Origin of the sequence: Phaeobacter sp. CECT 5382, assembly GCF_001457775.1 — a bacterium.
Classification (GTDB): Bacteria; Pseudomonadota; Alphaproteobacteria; order Rhodobacterales; family Rhodobacteraceae; genus Pseudophaeobacter.
Map to the genome: position 1 here is coordinate 1 of NZ_CYSG01000012.1, position 21,889 is coordinate 21,889.

General features: G+C 59.4%; 17 protein-coding genes and 1 pseudogene. 10 read left to right on the top strand and 8 right to left on the bottom strand.

Annotation, left to right across the window (positions count from 1 at the left end; all coding sequences use genetic code 11):
* The 6 genes from PH5382_RS13215 to PH5382_RS13240 all read right to left on the bottom strand — a co-directional run.
* Nucleotides 1-261, bottom strand: a 261-nt coding sequence (locus tag PH5382_RS13215) for a hypothetical protein (RefSeq protein WP_156414912.1), incomplete at its 3' end; no start/stop codon positions are given.
* Between the two features lie 660 nt (nt 262-921).
* A complete protein-coding gene (locus PH5382_RS13220) occupies nt 922-2,196 on the bottom strand; it encodes an amidohydrolase family protein (protein WP_058334871.1) in 1,275 nt (424 codons plus the stop codon).
* A complete protein-coding gene (locus PH5382_RS13225) occupies nt 2,196-3,140 on the bottom strand; it encodes an ABC transporter permease (RefSeq protein WP_058334872.1) in 945 nt (314 codons plus the stop codon). Before PH5382_RS13225 ends, PH5382_RS13220 begins: the two co-directional genes overlap by 1 nt.
* Nucleotide 3,141: 1 nt before the next feature.
* The gene (locus tag PH5382_RS13230) at nt 3,142-4,191 is read right to left on the bottom strand and encodes an ABC transporter permease (protein WP_058334873.1); all 1,050 of its coding nucleotides are present in this window, start codon (nt 4,189-4,191) and stop codon (nt 3,142-3,144) included.
* The gene (locus tag PH5382_RS13235) at nt 4,181-5,740 is read right to left on the bottom strand and encodes an ABC transporter ATP-binding protein (protein ID WP_058334874.1); all 1,560 of its coding nucleotides are present in this window, start codon (nt 5,738-5,740) and stop codon (nt 4,181-4,183) included. The genes PH5382_RS13230 and PH5382_RS13235 overlap by 11 nt, the downstream gene beginning before the upstream one ends.
* A 15-nt stretch (nt 5,741-5,755) precedes the next feature.
* A complete protein-coding gene (locus PH5382_RS13240) occupies nt 5,756-6,781 on the bottom strand; it encodes a BMP family protein (protein WP_058334875.1) in 1,026 nt (341 codons plus the stop codon).
* A gap of 322 nt (nt 6,782-7,103) precedes the next feature.
* Between PH5382_RS13240 and PH5382_RS13245 the strand changes: the two genes are divergently transcribed.
* From PH5382_RS13245 to PH5382_RS13260, 4 genes are read left to right on the top strand one after another with little or no spacing between them, the layout of a single operon-like run.
* Entirely contained in the window at nt 7,104-8,354 is a 1,251-nt protein-coding gene (locus tag PH5382_RS13245) for a sarcosine oxidase subunit beta family protein (RefSeq protein WP_058334876.1), read from the top strand.
* Nucleotides 8,355-8,377: 23 nt separating this feature from the next.
* Nucleotides 8,378-8,665, top strand: coding sequence for a sarcosine oxidase subunit delta (locus PH5382_RS13250; protein WP_058334877.1), 288 nt, complete (start codon nt 8,378-8,380; stop codon nt 8,663-8,665).
* Nucleotides 8,662-11,619 carry a sarcosine oxidase subunit alpha family protein gene (locus tag PH5382_RS13255; RefSeq protein WP_058334878.1) on the top strand — a complete coding sequence of 986 codons (2,958 nt, stop codon included), beginning with the start codon at nt 8,662-8,664 and terminating at the stop codon, nt 11,617-11,619. The genes PH5382_RS13250 and PH5382_RS13255 overlap by 4 nt, the downstream gene beginning before the upstream one ends.
* The gene (locus PH5382_RS13260; RefSeq protein WP_231751876.1) at nt 11,612-12,178 is read left to right on the top strand and encodes a sarcosine oxidase subunit gamma; all 567 of its coding nucleotides are present in this window, start codon (nt 11,612-11,614) and stop codon (nt 12,176-12,178) included. The genes PH5382_RS13255 and PH5382_RS13260 overlap by 8 nt, the downstream gene beginning before the upstream one ends.
* Before the next feature lie 15 nt (nt 12,179-12,193).
* Here the strand turns inward: PH5382_RS13260 and PH5382_RS13265 are convergent, their stop codons facing one another.
* Together PH5382_RS13265 and PH5382_RS13270 are read right to left on the bottom strand one after the other, a co-directional pair.
* Entirely contained in the window at nt 12,194-13,156 is a 963-nt protein-coding gene (locus tag PH5382_RS13265) for a GlxA family transcriptional regulator (protein WP_058334880.1), read from the bottom strand.
* A gap of 123 nt (nt 13,157-13,279) precedes the next feature.
* Nucleotides 13,280-14,215: a LysR family transcriptional regulator gene (locus PH5382_RS13270; protein ID WP_058334881.1), complete on the bottom strand. Its 936-nt coding sequence runs from the start codon at nt 14,213-14,215 to the stop codon at nt 13,280-13,282.
* A gap of 121 nt (nt 14,216-14,336) precedes the next feature.
* Here PH5382_RS13270 and PH5382_RS13275 point away from each other — a divergent pair, with 121 nt between their 5' ends.
* The 6 genes and pseudogenes from PH5382_RS13275 (at nt 14,337) to PH5382_RS13300 (ending at nt 21,859) form a co-directional block, all read left to right on the top strand.
* A complete protein-coding gene (locus PH5382_RS13275) occupies nt 14,337-15,788 on the top strand; it encodes an aldehyde dehydrogenase family protein (RefSeq protein WP_058334970.1) in 1,452 nt (483 codons plus the stop codon).
* A complete protein-coding gene (locus PH5382_RS13280) occupies nt 15,788-16,777 on the top strand; it encodes a membrane dipeptidase (RefSeq protein ID WP_058334882.1) in 990 nt (329 codons plus the stop codon). Before PH5382_RS13275 ends, PH5382_RS13280 begins: the two co-directional genes overlap by 1 nt.
* A gap of 67 nt (nt 16,778-16,844) precedes the next feature.
* A complete protein-coding gene (locus PH5382_RS13285; RefSeq protein ID WP_058334883.1) occupies nt 16,845-18,389 on the top strand; it encodes a BCCT family transporter in 1,545 nt (514 codons plus the stop codon).
* A gap of 61 nt (nt 18,390-18,450) precedes the next feature.
* Nucleotides 18,451-20,157: pseudogene (locus tag PH5382_RS13290) on the top strand (hypothetical protein).
* A 4-nt stretch (nt 20,158-20,161) separates the two neighbouring features.
* Nucleotides 20,162-20,809, top strand: coding sequence for a DUF3726 domain-containing protein (locus PH5382_RS13295; RefSeq protein ID WP_058334884.1), 648 nt, complete (start codon nt 20,162-20,164; stop codon nt 20,807-20,809).
* A 42-nt stretch (nt 20,810-20,851) separates the two neighbouring features.
* Entirely contained in the window at nt 20,852-21,859 is a 1,008-nt protein-coding gene (locus PH5382_RS13300; protein ID WP_058334885.1) for an Ldh family oxidoreductase, read from the top strand.
* Nucleotides 21,860-21,889 lie beyond the last annotated feature (30 nt).

Genomic DNA, 21,889 nt, shown 5'->3' on the forward strand with positions numbered 1-21,889 from the left:
ACACATTAGTGGCCGTTGGAGGCGCGAAAACGTCAAGTTACTTGGGAAATGCGGGGTATAGGGAGAGCGCCACCAGAAAGCGGTTAGGATAAAAATTACATAGATGACACCGCTGGCAACACCAAAAGGTGTCATCAGGTCAAAGATTGCTCCGTCAATTGCCACAGCCGCAGATGCAAAAATCCACTTTTTATTCATGGGCAAAAAGCGATCCGAGATCGGAAGCTTACCTTTTGAGTTCATCACATTGACCTCAATCACTCAACTATGTCAGTGTCAACTGGCTGGTATCTTCATAAAGAAGGTTCGTTATAATTACCATTAGGTGATTAATTTTTTTACCGCCATTGAGAACTATTATAATTTTTCAAAGGCTTTGCAATACACGCTTTGAGGGATCTTACGTAAAGGCGATGCCAAAGGGGCGGTCCCCTTGTGTTTGGCGGAGCGCGCCTGTTGCCAGGAACTGGCTTCCGCTAAACCTCAGGTTTGATGAAAGGTGCGGCCCGCCTGATAGGCCACTGCAGTGGTTTGTGTGGCATTGGCAGGTTACGGGCTTTGCCCTCTTTTGCCGGAGTTTCGGGGCTCTGAAGGGGCCCGAAATATAGTGCCTGGATTGGGCCCCTGGCACTTGAAAACATGGGGTAGCAAATAGATGAGACGGCAACAGTCGCACGCTTGAAAAAAGGCAGTTCGGGCCTGTAGGAAATGCAACTTAAGGGGGGGGGTGTGCTAATGTAGTCAGCAGCCGATATCTCGCTGAAACCAAGGCGAAGGTAATGGCGCGGCCTTAAAGGCTTTTGATGGATCGCCTCCAGACTCCTTGGGCGATTGTGTCGTACTTCGCATGCCAAAGGCGCTGGTCGTTCAACATTCTCGCAAGTCGTAGCTAAGCAGTTAGATGCCTGGATCCTCCGGCATTTAAACGTTGTGGCGCCGTCGGATGGTGTCAGGGCGTCCAGGCAGTGACAGTGCGGCATCTCCGCGTGCCGATTTGGCAATTACTTTGCCTTTTGAGACAACCGCCAATCGGGCCGGGCGGAGGCGTACAGCTTCGGTTGGGGTGGTGGCATCGACCACGACCAGAGAGGCCAGTGCGCCAACTTTCAGACCATACTCCTGCAAGCCTATGATCTGGGCATTGGTCTCGGTGACCATGGTGAAACAGCGTGCCATCTCGTCCGGGTGGGTCATCTGCGCCACGTGCAGCCCCATAAAGGCTACATCCAGCATGTCGCCGGTTCCCAAGGAGTACCAGGGGTCGCGCACGCAGTCTTGCCCCCAGCCGACCGGGATTCCCAGCGCCTGCATCTCTTTGACCCGCGTCAGGCCGCGCCGTTTCGGATAGCTGTCATGGCGCCCCTGCAGTACGATATTGATCAGTGGGTTGGGGATGGCCGAAATTCCAGCCTCGGCAATCAGCGGCAGCAGTTTGGAGACATAGTAGTTGTCCATTGAATGCATCGAGGTCAGATGGCTACCTGCAACCCGGCCCTGCAAGCCCAGGCGCTGCGCCTCGTAGGCGAGGGTTTCAATATGGCGCGACAGGGGGTCATCGCTTTCGTCGCAATGCATATCCACCATCAGGCCCCGCTGGGCCGCAATCTCGCAGAGGTCTTTGACCGAGGCGGCCCCATCGGCCATGGTGCGTTCGAAATGCGGAATACCGCCGACTACCTCGACCCCCATATCCAGCGCACGCAGCAGGTTCTCGCGGCCATTGGGCGCGCGGTACAGCCCGTCCTGCGGAAAGGCGACCAGCTGCAGGTCGATGTAGTCTTTGACCTTTTCGCGCACCTCCAGCATGGCGGTGACAGTGTTGAGGTGATCCGGCGTCGTGTCCACATGGCTGCGGATCGCCAGCAGGCCCAGGCTGGCAGCCCAGTCACAATAGGTGAGGGCGCGCGCGACCATCTCATCAACTGTGGCCTGATCACGCAACTCTCCCCAGAGCGAGATCCCTTCGAGCAGCGTGCCCGAGGCATTCACTCGTGGGAGGCCATAAGACAGCGTCGCATCCAGATGGAAATGCGGATCGACAAAGGGAGGCGAGACCAGATCGCCGGTGGCGTCGATGACCTTGCGGGCTTCCCCCTCGATGGAAGGGGCAATGGCAGCGATCCGGTCGCCTGCGATGGCGATATCGCGTTGGGTGCCATCGGGCAGGGTGCCGCCTTTGATCAGCAGATCAAACATCATCTCTCTCCCTTATTGAAGGGCACCATCAGTGCCGCGGGGACTTCGGCGCGGCGGGACATGACCACCAGCGCCAGAATGGACAGGAAATAGGGCAACATCAGAAAGACCTGATAGGGCACCACGGCACCGATGCCGGTCTGCTGCAGGCGGATCTGCAGCGCGTCAAAGGCGGCAAACAGAATGGCCCCGAGAACTGCCTTGCCAGGCCGCCAGGCCCCAAAGACGACCAGCGCAATGCAGATCCAGCCACGGCCGTTGACCATGTCGAAAAAGAAACTGTCAAAGGCCGAGAGAGTCAGGAAAGCCCCACCAACAGCCATGAAGCCTGACCCGACAATGACCGCGCCCATGCGAATGGCTGTGACCGAAAGCCCCTGTGCTGCCACTGCCGACGGGTTTTCCCCCGCCGCGCGTACCGCCAATCCCAGTGGGGTGCGATACAGAACCAGTGCAGTGAGCGCGGCGAGGATAAAGCCAGCATAGGTCAGCGGTGTCTGCGAAAACAGCGCTGGGCCAACCAGTGGCAGATCCGCCAGCAGCGGGATCTCATAGGGTTGAAAGGCGGTGATCTTGGGCGGCGATGACACCTCGGGTAGGACCACGCGATAGGTATAGAAGGTCAGCGAGGTTGCCAGCAGCGTCAGACCAATGCCGACCACATGCTGTGACAGGCCAAAGGGCACGCTGAGGATCGAATGCACCAGCCCCAGCATCATGCCGGTCAGCATTGCGACAGCGACCCCACCCCAAAGAGGGAGCCCGGCCCAGACGGCGATCCAGCCGGCAAAGGCGCCTGCCACCATGATGCCTTCGATTCCAAGGTTCAATACACCCGCGCGTTCGCAGATCAGCTCTCCAAGGGTGGCAAAAATCAAAGGCGAAGCGATGCGGATGGCGGCAGCCCAGAAACTGGCCGAGAGCAGAATATCGAGAAGATCCATGTCAGTCCCTCCGCAGGCGGAATTTGGTCAGCAGGATCGCCAGCACCATGAACAACAGGGCCGAGGCCAGCATGATGTCGGCAAGATAGCTCGGCACGCCCGCAGCGCGGCTCATACTGTCGGCCCCGACAAAAATGGCCGCGACAAAGAGCGCCGCCAGTACCACGCCCAGCGGGTGCAGGAGCGCCAGCATGGCCACCACGATCCCCGTGTAGCCAAAGCCGGGGCTGAGATCGCTGGTGAGCGACCCCTTCAGGCCAGAGACTTCTGAGAAACCCGCCAACCCTGCTAACCCGCCGGAAAGCAGCGCGGTCTTGAGAATGACGCGGGTCACCGGAATGCCGGCAAAGGCGGCGGCTTGGGCGTTCTGGCCGACCGCGCGCATCTCATAGCCCAGCGTGGTGCGGGTGTTGATCACCCAGATCACAAGGGCTGCGATCAGCGCCAGGGCAAACCCCCAGTGCAGCCGCAACCCTTCGACGATGCGGGGCAGGCGAGCTTCTGGCAACAGGCGGGCGGATTTGGGCCAGCCCATGCCCATGGGATCTTTCAGTGGTCCTTCGAGCAGATAGGACACAAACAGCAAAAAGATGAAGTTGAACAACAGGGTTGTCACCACCTCGTCAACGCCCAACCGGGTTTTCAGCAGGGCAGGCCCCAGCAGTAGCATGGCCCCCGCCAGCATGGCGGCCACAGCGCACAGCGGCAATAGCAGATAAGCGGGCAGGCCAAGTGCGCCGGTGCCGAGCACCACGGTCAGCACCGCTCCGGCATAGAGCTGTGCCTCGGCCCCGATGTTCCACAGCTTGGCGCGAAACGCGACGGCGATGGCCAGACCAGTGAAGATCAGCGGTGTGGCACTGTTGAGGGTTTCCAGTAGGGCAAATTTCGACCCAAAGGCGCCCTTGAGGATCAGTCCCAGAACCGCAAAAGGATTGCCCCCGGCGACCATGGCAAGCAAGGAGGCGACAAGAACGGTCGCCAGGATTGCCAGCACAGGCGGCATAATGCGGCGGGCAGCACTGGGGGATGCAATGGGTTCAAGCCGCATCCGGGCCTCCTGGGGTAATTCCGTGGCTGTCAAAACCATGACCGGCCATCCAGCTACCGAGCTCTTCGGGGCGCATCGTACCCCGCGCAAAGGCAGGGCTTAGGCGGCCTTCGGAAATGACGTGCGTGACATCAGACAATCGCATGATTTCATCCAGATCTTCAGAGATCAGCAGAACGGCCGCACCTCGATCACGGGCCTGTGCCAACATGCTGTGGACATAGTTGACAGCCCCAATGTCCAGACCGCGAACTGGCTGGTTTGCCAAGATGATATCCGGGGCCTCTTCCAACACTCGGCCCAGGATCAGTTTTTGCATATTGCCGCCAGACAGCAGGCGAATGCGAATATCGGGCCCCGGACAGCGCACATCGTAGGTTTTAATGAGGCTTTCAGCAAACGCGCGCGCCTTGGGCCAGTTCATCCAGCCGCGACGGCTGAACCGGGTGGCATAGGTTTCCAGAATGGCATTTTCGGTCAGGTCGAAATCGGCAATGGTGCCGGTTTTGTGGCGATCCTCGGGGATGCGGGCAATGCCATTGGCAATGGCGGTGCGTGGGCTCCAGCGGTGCGGTGTGGTGCCGTGAAGCTGCATCTCACCATTGGCGGGGCGGATCAGCCCGGATAGCAGGTCAGACAGCGCGGCCTGGCCATTGCCAGACACACCTGCAAGCCCGGTGATCTGTCCGGCGCATAGATCCAGATCCAGTGCCTTCAATCCCGGTGCGGCGCCCTGATCGGGGGTACTGACCGCGCGCAGCGACAGAAGCGGTGCGCCGGGTGGGCTGGCCGCAATTGTAGGGGCGCTGACCTCGGCCCCGACCATCAACGCTGCCAGTTCCTCTCGGTTGGTGGTATCAGTGGCGCGTTCTGCCACCAGCTTGCCATGACGCAGCACTATGACGCGATGGGAGATCGACATCACCTCGTGCAGTTTGTGGCTGATGAAAATCACCGCAAGCCCGCTGGCTATGGCTTCACGCAGGGTGGCAAACAGGGCCTCGGCCTCTTGTGGGGTCAGCACTGCCGTGGGCTCATCCAGGATCAGAATCCTGGCGTCGCGATAGAGCGCTTTCAGGATTTCGACCCGTTGGCGTTCGCCGACGGTCAGCTGCCCAACACGGGCATCCGGGTCGACCTTGAGATGAAACCGCTGTGACAGATCGCGGATACGCGCCTTTACCTCACGCGGTTTCAGCGAGGGCGCGGTGAGGTGATCAACCCCAAGCACAATGTTTTCCCAAACTGCCAGATTGTCGGCCAGGGTGAAATGCTGATGCACCATGCCAACACCTGCATCCAGCGCAGCCCGAGGCGCGCCGGGCGGCAGAGGAACACCGAACAGCTCAACCGATCCTGCATCAGCCGTGTATTGGCCAAAGAGAATATTCATCAGCGTGGTCTTACCCGCCCCGTTTTCGCCCAGCAGCGCGATGACTTCACCACGGTGTAGATCGAAGCTGACGTTTTCATTGGCGGTGACTGGGCCAAAGCGTTTGGTCACGCCCTGAAGGCGCAGGACAACCTGCGCCTTTTGAGTTGTGCTCATGTGATCAGACCCAGATCAGGAGGATTTGGGCTCGCTGTCGTCAATGGCCACCGTGAAGGAGCCATCTTTGATCGCCGCTGTCCGTTGTGCCACCAGATCAAGGGCGGCCTGCGGGATCTTGTCTTTGAAGGTGCCATAGGGGGCCAGCGAGCAGCCGCCCTGGGCCATAAAGGAATAGGTGCCATAATCCTTGGCGGTGAAAGTCCCGGCCTGTACGGCGGCAATGGCCGCATCCAGTGTGGGCTCAAAATGCCAGATCGCCGAAGCGACAACCGTGTCCGGATAGTCCGACTGGGTGTCGATGACATTGCCAATGGCCAGCAGCCCCTTTTCCTTGGCGGCGTCCGACACACCAAAGCGTTCAGCATAGAGCACATCAGCGCCATTTTCGGTCATGGCAAAAGCGGTTTCCTTGGCCTTGGGCGGATCAAACCAGGAGCCGATGAAGGAGACCTGGAATTTCATATCCGGGTTCATTTCGCGCGCGCCGGCCATGAAGGCATGCATCAGGCGGTTAACCTCGGGGATCGGGAAGCCGCCAACCATGCCGACATTGCCGGATTTTGACATCGCACCTGCAATGATGCCCGACAGGTAAGAGGCGTCCTGGATATAGTTGTCAAAGACCGACAGGTTTGGAACGGCCGCGTCTTCCTTGAAGGAGGAGCCCATCAGGAAGGCCACGTCCGGATAGTCGGCCATGACTTCGCGGGCTTCGGCCTCGACGCCAAAAATCTCACCGATGATCATGGTGTAGCCGCTTTCGGCATATTCGCGCATCACGCGGGAATAGTCGGAGTTCGAAGTGTTCTCGGAATAGGTATAGGCAATGTCGCCCCGGTCCTGCGCGGCTAGGGCGGCGACATGGATGCGGCTGACCCATTGCTGTTCGACCGGAACAGTATAGATGCCGGCGACTTTGATCGGCTCCGCAGCCAGCAATTTGGCTGGGGAGAGGCCGAGGCCAGCAGTCAAAGCGGCAGCGGCGCTGGTGGTCAGAAAATGACGGCGTGACAGCGCGCCCAAGACGGATTTGGTCATGAAATTCCCCCGATTTGAAATGCCGATCCTTGGCGGATCTTGTCCAAAGGGTAAAAATTTCTGCGAGCTGAGGCAAGGAAGGTTTCCCAAATTTCGTAGCTATCTGGAAGGAATGACTATTTTTTACCCAGTCGACAGGCTTCTTACGGAATGTTGTGCGCCTTTTGCACAATTCTGCACCTGCGGAGAGTTCTATAACACTGCGCGGCATGACGGGGGCTGTGATGCCGGGCTGTCGGTTTTGGAGTCGATTTTGTCCAAAAGTGACGCGGTCTAGTCGTGGGAAAACAGGTCAACTGATCGCGCGATTAGTGAGGGTAAAATGGCCTATTCCGGACTGAGAATCATCAAGGAAGCCTTGAGCGGGCACAAAGGGTGGAAACCCGCATGGCGTGATCCTGAACCCAAGGGGCAGTATGATATTGTCATCGTGGGTGGTGGTGGCCACGGGTTGGCGACAGCCTATTATCTGGCCAGCCGCTATCAGACCGCAAAGGTGGCGGTGCTGGAAAAAGGATGGATCGGCGGCGGCAACGTTGGGCGTAACACCACCATCGTCCGTTCCAACTACCTGCTGGATGGCAACCAGTCCTTTTACAATCTCAGCCTGCGTATGTGGGAGGATCTGGAACAGGATCTGAACTACAATGCCATGGTCTCACAGCGCGGTATTCTGAATCTGGTGCACACGGATGCGCAGCGTGATGCGGCGCGCAGGCGGGGCAATGCGATGCTCCTGGCGGGCGATGATGCCGAGTTGCTGGATACCGAGGGCGTGCGCGCGCTTTATCCCTTTCTCAATTTTGAAAACGCCCGCTTCCCGATCAAGGGCGGTTTGCTGCATCGGCGTGGCGGCACCGTGCGCCACGATGCGGTGGCCTGGGGCTATGCTCGGGGTGCGGATCGGCGTGGCGTCGACATCATCCAGAATTGCGAAGTCACCGGCTTCAGGATCGAGAGTGGCAGATGCCTCGGCGTGCAAACCACACGCGGCTTCATCGGCGCGGGCAAGGTGGGCGTTGCCGTGGCGGGCTCTTCCAGCCGGGTGATGGAAAAGGCGGGTCTGCGCCTGCCACTGGAAAGCCACGTATTGCAGGCCTTTGTCTCCGAAGGGCTGAAGCCGGTTATCCCTGGTGTCATCACCTATGGCGCGGGCCATTTCTATTGCAGCCAGTCGGACAAGGGCGGGCTGGTCTTTGGCGGCGATATCGACATGTACAACACCTACGCACAGCGCGGCAATCTGCCAGTGGTCGAGGACGTGCTGGAAAGCGGTATCTCTCTGATCCCGGCGCTGGGCCGGGTGCGCCTGCTGCGCAGCTGGGGCGGCATCATGGATATGTCGATGGATGGGTCTCCCTTCATCGACCGCACCCCTATCGATGGCCTCTATTTCAACGGGGGCTGGTGCTACGGCGGCTTCAAGGCGACGCCTGCCTCGGGTCTGTGTTTTGCCCATCTGATGGCGACGGATACCCCGCATGAGGTGGCCCGTGCCTATCGTTTGGATCGGTTCCGTACCGGTCACATGATTGATGAAAAGGGCCAGGGCGCCCAACCCAATCTGCATTGACCCAGAAAGAAGGATTTTGAGCGATGATGATCGACCATCCCCTGTTGGGTCTGCGTGACGCACAGGAATTCACCTATCTGGGCGACGCCAGCCTGATCGACCGCCCCGACTGGCAGGCCGAGGACGCGCAAGAGACGTTTCACGACTATCTCTACCTGCGCGAAAACCCGGCAGGTGAGCACCGCGAGTTGTGGTTTCACGAGACTGGGGATCGCTCTTGGCTGGTGGTGACCCGCAATACTCTGACCCATGAAATCACCAAGGTAGAACTGGCCCGCGATGTGGCCCGAGCGCGAGGGCGCAGCAAATGAACCAGATCAACCGACTGACTGGCGGCCAGATCAACCGCAACAAAGAACTGAACTTCCGCTTTGACGGTCGCAGCTTCAAAGGGTTCGAGGGCGACACGCTGGCCTCGGCTTTGCTTGCCAACGGCGAGCGCCTGATGGGCCGGTCTTTCAAATATCACCGCCCCCGCGGCGTGCTGACCGCTGGCTCAGAAGAGCCCAATGCGCTGGTCGAGCTGCGCCAGGGCAATCGGCAAGAGCCCAACACCCGTGCCACCGTGGCCGAGCTGTTTGAGGGGCTTGAGGCCAATGCTCAGAACGCCTGGCCCTCGCTGCGTTTTGACGCCATGGCGGTAAATGACCGTTTCAGCAATTTCCTGACCGCAGGGTTCTACTACAAGACCTTCATGTGGCCAAAACCGTTCTGGGAAAAGGTCTATGAGCCAATCATTCGCAAAGCCGCCGGCCTGGGCTCTATCTCTTTTGAGGAAGACCCGGATCTCTATGACAAGGGTTTTCTGCATTGTGATCTGCTGATCATCGGTGCCGGGCCTTCTGGTCTGGCCGCTGCATTGACCGCCGGTCGTTCTGGCGCGCGGGTGATCCTCGCAGATGAGGACTTCCGCATGGGCGGACGTCTCAATGCTGAGACCCTGACGCTGGGCGATGCATCCGGTTCTGACTGGGCGGCTGAGGCCCATGCGGAACTGGCCAGCCTCGACAACGTGCGTCTGATGACCCGCACCACTGTCATTGGTGCTTTTGATCATGGTATCTATGGTGCAGTCGAACGCGTGCAGGATCACCTACCGCAAACCATTGCCGACAAGCCGCGTCAGATCCTCTGGCGGATCTATTCGCGGAAGGCGATGCTCTGCGCGGGTGCAATGGAGCGCCCGATTGCCTTTGCCGACAATGATCGCCCCGGTGTGATGCTGGCCTCGGCTGTGCGGTCTTATGTGAACCGCTGGGCTGCAGCTCCGGCGCAGGAGATCGCCATCTTTACCAATAACGACGATGGCCACCGTACGGCTGCGGATCTGATCGCCAAGGGCGTCAAAGTACCTGCCGTCATTGATGTACGCGCGGATGCGTCTGCAGTTGTGGGGGCTGAGCTGCTGGCCGGGGCAGAGGTGATTGGCACCGAAGGCCGTCTGGGACTCACGTCTGTCACCGTGCGTCTCGCCAATGGGCAGACCCGCAAGATCAACTGCGGTGCCCTGGCTGTGTCTGGCGGTTGGAACCCAAATCTGCATCTGACCTGTCACCAGCGTGGGCGACCGCAGTGGAATGCCGACCTCGCGGGTTTTGTGCCCGGACCCGATCTGCCAAGTGGCATGTCGGTTGCAGGCGCCGCCAATGGTCAGCTCTCAACCGCGCAGGCCCTGGCGGGCGGCGCTATGGGGGCAGTCGCTGCTCTGAACGCGCTGGGCATTGCAGCTAAACCCGCTGAGCTGCCGCAGGCGGAAGATGCGCCGATTGCTTTGAAACCTTTCTGGCATGTTCAGGGCGGCAAATCCCGTGCCTGGGTCGATCAGCAGAACGATGTGACCGTCAAGGATGTGAGGTTGGCGCATCAGGAGAACTTTGTCTCTGTTGAGCACCTGAAGCGCTATACCACGCTTGGCATGGCCACGGATCAGGGCAAGACCTCAAACATGCTGGGGTTGGCTGTGATGGCTGAACTCACTGGCAAAACCATCCCTGAAACCGGCACCACCATTTTCCGCCCGCCCTACACGCCCGTGCCCATGGGCACCATGGCGGGACGCGCCACGGGCAAGCACTTCCACCCGACCCGCAAGACGCCCTCACATACCTGGGCCGAAGAGAAGGGCGCGGTTTTCACCGAGGTGGGCGACTGGCTGCGGGCGCAGTGGTTCCCCAGACAGGGCGAGACCCATTGGCGTCAGTCGGTGGATCGTGAAGTCTTGCAGACGCGCAAATCGGTTGGTGTCTGCGACGTGACCACCCTGGGCAAGATCGACGTGCAGGGCAAAGACGCTGCCACCTTCCTCAACAAGGTCTATGCCAATGCCTTTGCCAAATTGCCGGTGGGCAAGGTGCGCTATGGTCTGATGCTGCGCGAAGATGGCATTGCCTATGACGATGGCACCGCCGCGCGTCTGGCCGAAGATCATTTCGTCGTCACCACCACCACCGCCAATGCGGTGCTGGCCTATCGCAATATGGAATTTGCGCGTCAGTGTCTCTGGCCTGATCTCGATGTGCAGCTGATCTCCACCACCGAGGCCTGGGCGCAATATGCCGTGGCCGGTCCCAATGCCCGCAGGCTGTTGGAAAAAATCGTTGATGCCGATGTGGACATCTCCAACGCGGGCTTCCCCTTCATGGCCTGCGGTGAGATCACCGTTTGTGGGGGGCTGCGGGCGCGCCTGTTCCGGATCTCGTTCTCGGGTGAGCTGGCCTATGAAATCGCGGTGCCAACCCGCTATGGAGATGGTCTGGTACGCGCCTTGATGGAGGCCGGAGAAGAGTTCGATGTGACACCCTATGGCACCGAAGCCTTGGGCGTGATGCGGATTGAAAAAGGCCATGCTGCCGGCAATGAGCTGAACGGCACGACCACAGCACTTAACCTTGGCCTTGGCCGGATGGTCAGCAAAAAGAAAGACTGCATCGGCAACACCCTGAGCGAACGTTCGGGGCTGAGCGATGAGAGTGGTCTGCGCCTGGTTGGCTTTAAGCCGATCAAGGCTCATGATCCCGTGACAGCGGGTGCACATCTGATGAACGCCAGCGGCGAGATCAGTGCAACCACCGATCAGGGCTATGTCACCTCGGCCTGTTTCTCACCCAACTTGGGCTGCTCGATTGGCATTGGTTTCCTCAAGGATGGGGCCAATCGCCTTGGCGAGGTGCTGCGCGCGGCAAACCCGCTGGAAGGCCAGACTGTTGAGGTCGAAGTGGTCTCGGCACATTTCATCGATCCGGAAGGGGAACGTCTTCGTGCATAATCTCAAACCCATGACCGCCCTTGGTGCGGACACACCCCAGATCGATCAGTTTGACGGGTTGGAGATCTCAGAACGCCCCGATTTTGCCCTCGCCAGCCTTTCGATAAGACTGGGGCGCGACGTGCAGTGTGCTGAGCAGGCAAAAGCCTATCTCGGCTTTGATCTGCCGGAACCGGGGCAGGGGCATTTATCTGATCCCTTTTCTTGTTTTTGGATGGGACCGGTTCAGTGGATGATCTCGGCCCCACATGACAGCCATGAGGATCTGGCGGTGGCCTTGAAACAGGCCGTCGGTGATGCTGGCTCTATCAGTGAACAAACAGACGGCTGGTGCCGGTTTGATCTGTCTGGTCCGGGGCTGACAGCGGTCCTGGAACGGCTGTGCAATGTTGATCTGGCCAGTCTGGCAAGCGGTGATGCCCGTCGGGTTCGGTTGGAGCATCTGGGCTGTTTTGTCTGGTGCCTGAAACCGGCGGAAGCGGTGGCTGTGCTGGGGCCGCGGTCTTCGGCAGCCTCGCTGCATCATGCGCTGGTTGGCGCGGCAAAATCAGCACTTTGAGGCGCTGCAAAAATCCTACATCGACGGCAGTACGCTGTCGTCGGTGATTTTTAGCGATGTCTTGGCCTGGCGTTCCTTTTGCGGGCTGATGCCATAGATTTCGCGGTAGTGGCGCTGAAAGGCGGCAGGTGAGCTATAGCCAACCGTATAGGCAATGCTGGTGATGCTGTCGCGCCCATAGAGCACCAGCTGCCGTGCCTCCTTCATGCGCATTTGCCGATAGTACTTCAGTGGGCTTTGGCCAGTGGCACGTTTGAAACTGCGTTCAAGACTGCGCGATGACATATGGATTTCTTCAGCGACCGCGCTGATCTGGATTGGCTCTTCGATGTGGCGGGCAAAGACCTCGATTGCCTGCGCTACTTTGGGGGGGAGCATGTCGTGGCTGGCGGCATTGCCCAGAGCAGGCAATTTCTGACGTACCGAGGCACCGCGCACAAAGGGGTGCTGAAACCAGCAGGCGGTTTCTGTGGTGATGGCCGGACCCAGACGGGCCTCGATATGGTTGAGCATCAGATCAAACACCGCCGCCGCACCCGAGGCCGTCTGACAGGCGCCCTGATCGCTCAGTACAGTCTGCAGGATGTCGATTTCGGGGAATTCAGCCTGAAAAGCGGCCTCGTAACACCAATGGACCGACATTGGCTGGCCAGCCATCAAACCACTGCGCGCCAGCGGGAAAATACCACCACTGAAAGCTCCAATGCGGCCCCCGGCACGCAGGTGGCGCTGCAGAGCGGCGTTGGCCTTGATCGGGTCCTCAAAGCACCCGTCGGGACTTGCGACAAAGAAGACATGATCCAGCGCTGTTTCGGGTCCAGTGGCCTCTGCCAGGCGCAGGTCCGGGGCAAAGCAGACACCGGCAGAAGAGGCAATAGGCGCATCATCTTCGGCCAAAATTTTCCAGCGAAAGGCCTCTTCTCCGGCGATTTCATTGGCGGCCCGCAGCGGTTCGATTGCCGAGGTGAGACAGGCCATTGGGAAGCCGGGAAAGATCAGGAAACCAAGGGTGATCGGTTGGGTGGCCGACTGTGGGATCGTAGAGGGCCCTGAGCTGCAGGGAGAGAGGGACGGGGAGGGGCTGGATTTCGACCGGGACATCTAAAGCACCTGCATTTGATGCGAAATGGGAGCGGGGATCGGCGGGGTCAGATCTGCGACGGTGGGAATGATTTTGCGCTCAAGTTCACGCGCTGCCGGTGAGGCAGGCGTGTCGGATTTGCGCAGCAGGTGAATTTGCCGCCGCGCGGTGATATCGGCCAGAGGGCAAAAGGCCAACCCGGATGATTCGGCCAGATCAGCCGTCATTTCCGGAAGCAATGTCACGCCAAGACCAGCGCGGACCATGGCCAGGATCGAGGTCATGTTGTGAATTTTCAGCAGCGAAGCTTCGTGTAGCTCCTGTGACTGAGGGGCTGAGATCTGTGCTGAAAGCTCATTGGCAATGAACCGGTGTGGCGTGATGTCTTGCCAGCTCAGCGGTACCCCTGATCGGGCCTGCGCCAAGGCCAGCGGATGGGCCTTGGGGCAGACCAGACCAAAAGCATCCGAGATCAGGTTCTGACGATAGAGATTAGCACCATATTGTCCCACAGTCGCCAGTCCGATGTCGACTCGTTCGCGCGCCAGTTCGCGCAGAACTGAAGCGGAATCCATGTCCCGCAGTTCGATCTTCACGTCGGGGAAGTCTTTGGTGTAGCTCAGAATTGCCTGTGGCAGGATGCTGCCGGCCACCGAAGGAACCGCAGCGATGCGCACGTGCCCTTGCCGGGCCGAGGCAAAGCCTTCGATTGCCTGAACTGTGCTGTCAAACTGGCGCAGCTCATGCTCAGCTTGTTCTAACACAAACTCTCCCAGCGCGCTCAGCTTGTTCTTGCGGTCGGTCTCAAACAGCGGTTCGCCCAGGTGGTTTTCCAGCTGCTTGAGCATCATCGAAACGGCCGAGGGTGTGCGCCCCAACTGATCAGCCGCTTCGCTGAGCTTGCCGCGACGCGCCACAGTGGCAAAGCAGCGGAGCATTTCGATTTTGATCGACACTTCAATTTTCCTGAAATTAACTTAACTTATTTTAGTTTGAATGAATCCGTTTCCAGAGTCCATAAGCATCGAACGCAATTGCATGCTGACTGATACGCTGACTGATACGGGGACCCTTCTCATGAGCGAACTTCAAAAAAACCTGATTGCCGGCGAATGGCTGGCTGGCGAAAGCGAGATCGAGAACCGCAACCCGTCTGATCTGTCGGATCTGGTCGGGATCTTTGCGCAGGCGTCTTCGGATCAGCTGGAAGCAACCCTGGATCAGGCCCGCGTCGCCCAGGCTGAATGGGCCGCCTATGGGCTGGAGCGCAAGCAGGCCGTCTTGAACGCTATTGGCAACGAGATGATGACCCGCGCCGAAGAGCTGGGTACATTGCTGTCGCGCGAAGAGGGCAAACCGCTGGCCGAAGGCAAAGGCGAAGTTTACCGCGCCGGTCAGTTTTTCACCTACTATGCTGCTGAATGTCTGCGTCAGCTGGGGGAAAATGCGGATTCCGTCCGTGACGGCGTCGAAATCGATGTACGCCGTGAACCTATCGGCACTGTTGCTATCATCAGCCCTTGGAACTTTCCCACAGCGACTGCGTCTTGGAAGATCGCGCCGGCCCTGTGCTATGGCAACGCTGTGGTCTGGAAACCCGCCAATGTGACGCCTGCCTCTGCTGTGGCGCTGGCGGAAATTATCGAACGTCAGGACATCCCCAAGGGGCTGTTCAGCCTTGTGATGGGTGCCGGCCGCAGCGTCGGTCAGCGTTTGGTGGAAAGCCCCAAGATCGACGCGATCTCCTTCACCGGATCGGTTCCTGTTGGCAAAGGTATTGCATCCGCCGCTATCCAGAACCTGACCAAGGTGCAGATGGAGATGGGATCGAAAAATGCGCTGGCCGTGATGAATGATGCCGATCTTGATCTGGCTGTGACCCTGGCCCTGGGCGGCGCCTTTGGTGGCACCGGTCAGAAATGTACCGCCAGCTCCCGTCTTGTTGTGCATGCCTCCGTACATGACGCCTTTGTGGAAAAACTGGTGGCAGGCACCCAGGCGATGAAGGTTGGGCACGCGTTGAAAGCAGGCGTGCAGATGGGCCCCGTCGTGAGCGAGCAGCAGCTCAGCGAGAACCTGGCCTATGTGGATCTTGGCAAATCTGAAGGGGCTGAGCTGGCCTGCGGAGGACAGCGCCTGGAGATGCCGACCGAGGGTTTCTACATGTCGCCTGGTGTGTTCCTGAACACGACCAACGATATGCGCATCAACCGCGAAGAGATGTTTGCGCCGCTCACCTCGGTGATCAAGGTTGGCAGCTACGAGGAAGCGCTGAGCGTGGTCAATGACACCAACTTTGGTCTGACTTCGGGCATTGTCACCCAAAGCCTGGCCCGCGCCACCCATTTCCGCCGCAACGCGCGCACCGGTGTTGTCACCGTCAACCTGCCGACCGCTGGCACCGATTATCACGTGCCCTTTGGCGGCCGTGGCGACAGCTCCTATGGCCCGCGCGAGCAGGGCAAGAACGCGGCTGAATTCTACACCACGGTCAAAACCGCCTATATCAGCGCCGGAAAGCCGGTTTGATGCAGCCAAATTTCAGAATTGACGGGCTGCAATATGCCAACTGGTCGGAAAAGATCTTCCGCCAGCTGCGGGCGGGGGGCGTGGATGCGATCCACGTCACCATCGCCTATCACGAGAACTTTCGTGAAACGGTTCTGAACTTTGAACAGTGGAATCGCTGGTTCGAACAATACCCGGATCTGATCATGAAGGGGCAATGGGCCTCTGACATCGATAAGGCCCGCGAAACTGGGCGCACCGCCGTGTTCTTTGGTTTTCAAAACCCCAGCCCGATGGAAGACGACATCGGGCTGGTTGAAATCCTGCACACATTGGGCGCACGGTTCATGCAGCTGACCTATAACAACCAGTCGCTGCTGGCGACCGGCTGTTACGAGGCCGAAGACGGCGGCATCACCCGCATGGGTCGTCAGGTCATCAAAGAGATGAACCGGGTTGGTCTGGTAGTGGATATGAGCCATTCCGGTGATCGCTCCACCATTGAGGCAGCCGAGATTTCAGAGCGCCCCATCGCCATCACCCATGCCAATCCACATGAGTGGTCGCCGGCCCTGCGCAACAAAAAGGATGATGTTATCCGGGCCGTTACGCAGAATGGTGGGATGCTGGGGTTTTCGGTCTATCCGCATCATCTGAAGGGCAAATCCGACTGCACGTTGGAAAGCTTTTGCGAGATGATCGCGCGGGCGGCTGAAAAATACGGCGCCGCGCACCTCGGGATCGGAACCGATCTGTGTCAGGACCAACCTGACAGCATTGTTGAATGGATGCGGGTGGGCCGCTGGAGCAAGGAAATCGACTACGGCGAAGGCTCTGCTGCTGCCCCCGGTTTCCCGCCGATGCCAACTTGGTTCCATGACAACCGTGACTTTGGCAACATTGAGACCGGACTCAGAGCTACCGGTCTGAGCGATGCAGATGTCGCCGGGATCATGGGTGGCAACTGGTACCGGTTCTTCCAAGAAAATTTTGACGCAGCAAACGGATAGCACTGACTTCCAGCTGCAAACGTGAGTGACGGGAACGCGCGACCCGTTTCCCGGGGAGGGGAAAACTATGTCTGATACAACGAATGATACCAAGGGGCAGGAGGGCTCGGTCAACAAACCGGTCTTTTTGATCTCAGGCGGCTTTATTGCCCTGTTCTGCATTGCTGCACTCGTCAATCTGGATGGGCTTTCAGCCCTGGTGGACTGGGGTTTCAATTTTGCAGCCACCTATTTTGGCCTCTACTGGCAGGTGCTGCTGCTGGCCACTTTCCTGATTGGCCTAGTGCTGTGTGTTCTGCCCGGTGGCCGCGCCATCATGGGGGGGCTGGCCGCTCCTGAATTCACCGTGTTCCAGTGGGGATCGATGATCATGTGTACCCTGCTAGCCGGGGGTGGTGTGTTCTGGGCCGCAGGTGAGCCGATTGCCCATTTTCTCTATTCGCCGCCGCTCTATGGTGCCGAAGGCGGCACTGAGGCCGCTGTGAACCCGGCGATTGCCCAAAGCTTTATGCACTGGGGTTTCTTGGCCTGGGCCATCCTTGGCTCGCTCAGCACCGTGATGCTGATGCATTACCATTATGAAAAAGGCTTGCCACTGGCACCGCGTACTCTGCTGTACCCCGTGTTTGGCGACAAGGCGATCAATGGTCCTATCGGCCTGATCGCTGATGCCTCTTCGATCATCGCCGTTGTTGCCGGCACTGTGGGCCCGATTGGTTTCCTCGGGTTGCAGATGAGCTACGGTCTCAATGATCTGTTTGGCATTCCCGACGTCTTTGTCACTCAGTTGCTGGTGATTGCTGGTCTGGCGGCGATCTATACGATTTCGGCAATGACTGGCCTGTCCAAGGGCATCCAGCTTCTCTCCAAGATCAACGTGATCCTGGCCGCAGCGCTGCTGCTGTTTGTGCTGCTTGCTGGCCCAACCGGCTTTATCTTCAGTTCCTTCTTCTCGGGTTTCGCCACCTATCTGGGCAACTTCTTCCAAATGGCGCTGTTCCGTGGTGATGCAGGCGTGTTTGGGGAGCCAGGTTGGCTGAGCTGGTGGACCGTGTTCTTCTGGGGTTGGTTCATGGGGTACGGTCCGCTGATGGCGATGTTCATTGCCCGCGTGTCCCGCGGCCGTTCGATCCGCTCTATCATCATCATGCTGTCGGTTATTGCCCCCATCGTGACCAACTTCTGGTTCACCATCATCGGTGGCACCGGCATTGCCATGGAACTGGCCGAACCCGGCACCATCTCGGCTGCCTTTGAAGGCTTCAACCTGCCCGCAGCCTTGCTGGCGATCACCAACAACCTGCCTATGGGCTTTATCATCTCCATCCTGTTCCTGATCCTGACCACCATCTTTGTGGCCACCACTGGGGATTCGATGAGCTACGTGATTTCGGCTACTATGAGCGACGGTGACAACCCACCGACAGCCGTTCGTGTTTTCTGGGGTATCGCAATGGGCGTCATGGCCGTGATCCTGATCTCGGTCGGCTCTGGTGGTGTCTCCAAGCTGCAAAGCTTCATCGTGGTGACCGCAGTACCTGTTTCGCTGATCCTGCTGCCCTCGCTTTGGGATGCCCTGCGCATCACCCTGGCGAAAGGCAAAGAAGGCTGAACCCCACCAAAAGACCGGGCACCCTAGGGGGCCCGGTCACAACTGACAAAAGGAGCTCAGGATGAGTGCAGTTCAGACCACCCCGTCCAAACCAGACCTGCGGGATCCGGCAGAAGTGATGCGCCTTGCCCGTCTGGGGTCCTTTCATCAGTCGCGTCTGTCCTTCATGCGGGTGCTGACCCGACGGATGAAGCGCGAAAACTGGCGGTTCGACCGCCCCGAATTTGAAATCGATGCCAAGGGTGTCGGTTATGCGGTCTATAGCGCCCATGGGCCAGACCGCAGCTACTCGCTGGTGGCTTTCGCCCATGATCTGCCGCCCGAAAAACGCTCTGACCGGGTGATCGCTGAGGCCTGGGACTGCACCTTTACGCTGTTTGACGGCATTCCGACCTCTGATGATATCGCGCGCCTGTCGCAGAATATCCCACTGCAGGAGGCGGGCCGTGTCAGCGGTTCTGAACTGTCTGTCTCGCGGGCCAACCGCTCGGTGCGCTTGTGGGAACATGTGGTGTCCTGTCTTGCCGCAGGCCAGCAGCCGGACGCGGATCAGATCAAGGCCGTGGGCTATCTGATGCGCACAACTGCGGTCTACGGATCCGGTAAGCTGGGAGCGGCGGATCGCGAGATGATTGCAGGCCGCTCTGAATTCTCTTCGCCCTTCCAGGTTGAGATGCTGTCAGTGTTTCTGACCCGGGCCTTTGTGCGGGATCTGGTTCAGTACATGGCCGACCAGCGCGCCACCCAGAGCGGGACCCGCGCGGCGAGTTTGGACGCTGAGATCGCCCGCAGTATGGGCATTGGCAATTCTACGGGCCTCGGGATGGCGCCATTTTTGCTGAACCATCCGGTCTTGTTCAGCAATTGGGTGGCAGCCCGCGAAACCGCGCTGCAGCGGGTGCGTGGCGTTTTGCAGGCCAGCGCGACCGAGCGCGCCGTCTTTCAGGATATTTTCGACCGCAACAGGCAATCTGTGGGCAACTGGTGCTCGCAGCATCCGGTTCAGATCGAAAAACTCGCGGCCCTGCAGACGGATATTGATCTGATAGCAGCCAAGATCGCGGCCGACGGGCTGGCAGACCAACAGCCCTGGGACAGCCTGTATCGTTGGGGTGCCGAGGAATTGACACTGGAAGGCCAGGAATGGCTGGTCTCGCTACTGCTCGAACCCTAGGGCGATCTGGTGGATGACCTTGCGGATGAAATGTCGGCCGAAAATACCGCCACTTTTCGCATCGCCGGTGCCATGACTGTGGGTCGTCTGCGCGAGGTGCTGTGCGATGTCTACGGCTGGGCGCTGGAAACCGACTGGTCGCTGCCCGCCAACAAAGCCCGCGCCTGGTATGTGTCCGAAGAAAAGTTGGAACCCCGTCTGGGTCAGCGCTTTGAGGAACCGATCGAGGAATATGAACAGCCTCTGGCACCTGGACGCGATGCGACACAGCTGTTTGCCGCCTTGGCTCATTGGCCGGACAAGACCCCCGTGGCGGAATTCCTGCTGCGCCATCCAGAGCACCGCCATTCGGTACGCCGCGCCCAAATCGCCAACCGCGCGCCCTATGCCGAAATCCGCGACAACACCATTTCCGAGGACGTGCTGCCGATTGATATGTTGCGCTGCAAGCTGGCCTTTTTTGGGGCGATGCATTTTGATCCGCGGTCGGACCGCTGGGTTCGGATCTGCATGTATGGCAACGCACCCTATCCCGAAGAGCTGTCGACGCGTGACGGTGATTTCTGGGTCTACCCCGATGCCAAGGAGAGCTGACGCAATGACCCATTCGCTGAACGAAATTGAAGCCATGAGCAAACGCGCAGCACGCGGCGCAGGCCTGCCCTGGGGCCTTGCGGAAGAGGCAGCCAAGGGCACGCGCTGGCTGTCTGCTTTCAGCTTCCCGGGCACGGAAATGCTGGCCGGGCTGCTGGTGCTGAATGATCGCCTTCCTGCGGTGGATTTCTCGCCGACGACCCTTGCCGATCATTGGTCGGCCCCCGCAGGTCGTATGAGCCCGCTGATCGCCGGTGCTGCCATGAGCGACTGCGCAACCCACATGGAAGCCGGTCAGGTGATCGAGATGGAAAATGTCTCTTTCCCGTTGTTGGTGGTGCCTTTTGCCGGCGGTGCGGCGCTGCGTCTCGGAGTGCCGGTCTCGGTCTCTTGGGAAGGCGCCAGGCTCACCACCGATGGGCAGCGTCTCTGTGTGCAGGGCGCGCGAACGGCCATTCTGGCGCCTCATGCCCCACAGCTAAGCTGCGCGGCCCCGGCTGAGATGACGGGTCAGAGCGAGCCGGTCATGCGGGCTGATGTTGATCCTGACGCCTGGGAAAAACTCGCAGGCTTTGCCCATCGCACCTATGCCCCTGCCACCGAAAGTTCGCGGCTGTTGGGGGCTGGCGCCGGCCTTAGCGACAATGACTGACGTGTCCTGCGTTCCAAAACTGCAAGAAGAGGAAACCTCCAGATGAGTGCCACTGAAACCCTGAGCCTGACTGACATCGAAACACTGGCCTATGACGCCCTTGTTGCGGCAGGAACCTCGCCTGAAAACGCCCGTCCGCTGGCTGTGGCCACGGCCATGACCGAGGCCGATGGCGTTGCCTCGCACGGGTTGGCCTATGTGCCGATCTACGCAGGCCATGTGGACTGCGGCAAGGTGGACGGAAAAGCTGTGCCCGTGCTGAGCCAGCCGCGCCCCGCTGTGGTCGCAGTAGATGCCGCAACCGGTTTTGCCCATGCTGCCATCGACAACGGCTTCGAGGCGCTGATCCCACTGGCCCGCGAACAAGGCGTTGCGGTTCTGGCAGTGAAGAACTCCTATAATTGCGGCGTTTTGGGCGTGCATACCCAGCGTCTGGCACAGGCAGGATTGCTGGGCTTTGGGTTCACCAATGCGCCCGCCTCCATCGCGCCTTCGGGCGGGGCAAAGCCGGTGCTGGGTACCAATCCGATCTCCATTGCCGCACCTGGAGCCAATGGCGAGGCACTTGTGCTGATTGACCAATCCGCCAGTACCATCGCCAAAAGCGAAGTAATGAAACATTCCCGCGAGGGCAAAGCCGTTCCCGAAGGTTGGGTTCTGGATGTTGATGGCAACCCCACCACTGATCCGGACGCGGGCCTCAAGGGCTCGATGGTGCCCTCGGGCGGCTACAAAGGGGTCGGCATCGCGCTGATGGTTGAAATGATGGCCGCCGCTATGACGGGGGCCTCGTTGGGGACCGAAGCCAGCCCCTTTTCCGGTCCCGTAGGTGGTCCGCCCAAGACCGGTCAGTTTTTCATTGCTATTGATCCCGTTGCCACATCCGCGGGCAGCTTTGCCGAACGTATCACCTCATTGGTCTCATCGATCCGCGATCAGGATGGCGCGCGCCTGCCCGGAGATGGCCGTGCCAAGGCCCGCGCAAAGGCGGCGAGCGAAGGTGTTGCGGTGAGTGTTGCGACTTTGGAAAAGGTCCGCGCCCTGTTGTGAGGCCTGTCTGACCGATGCTGAATCAAACGG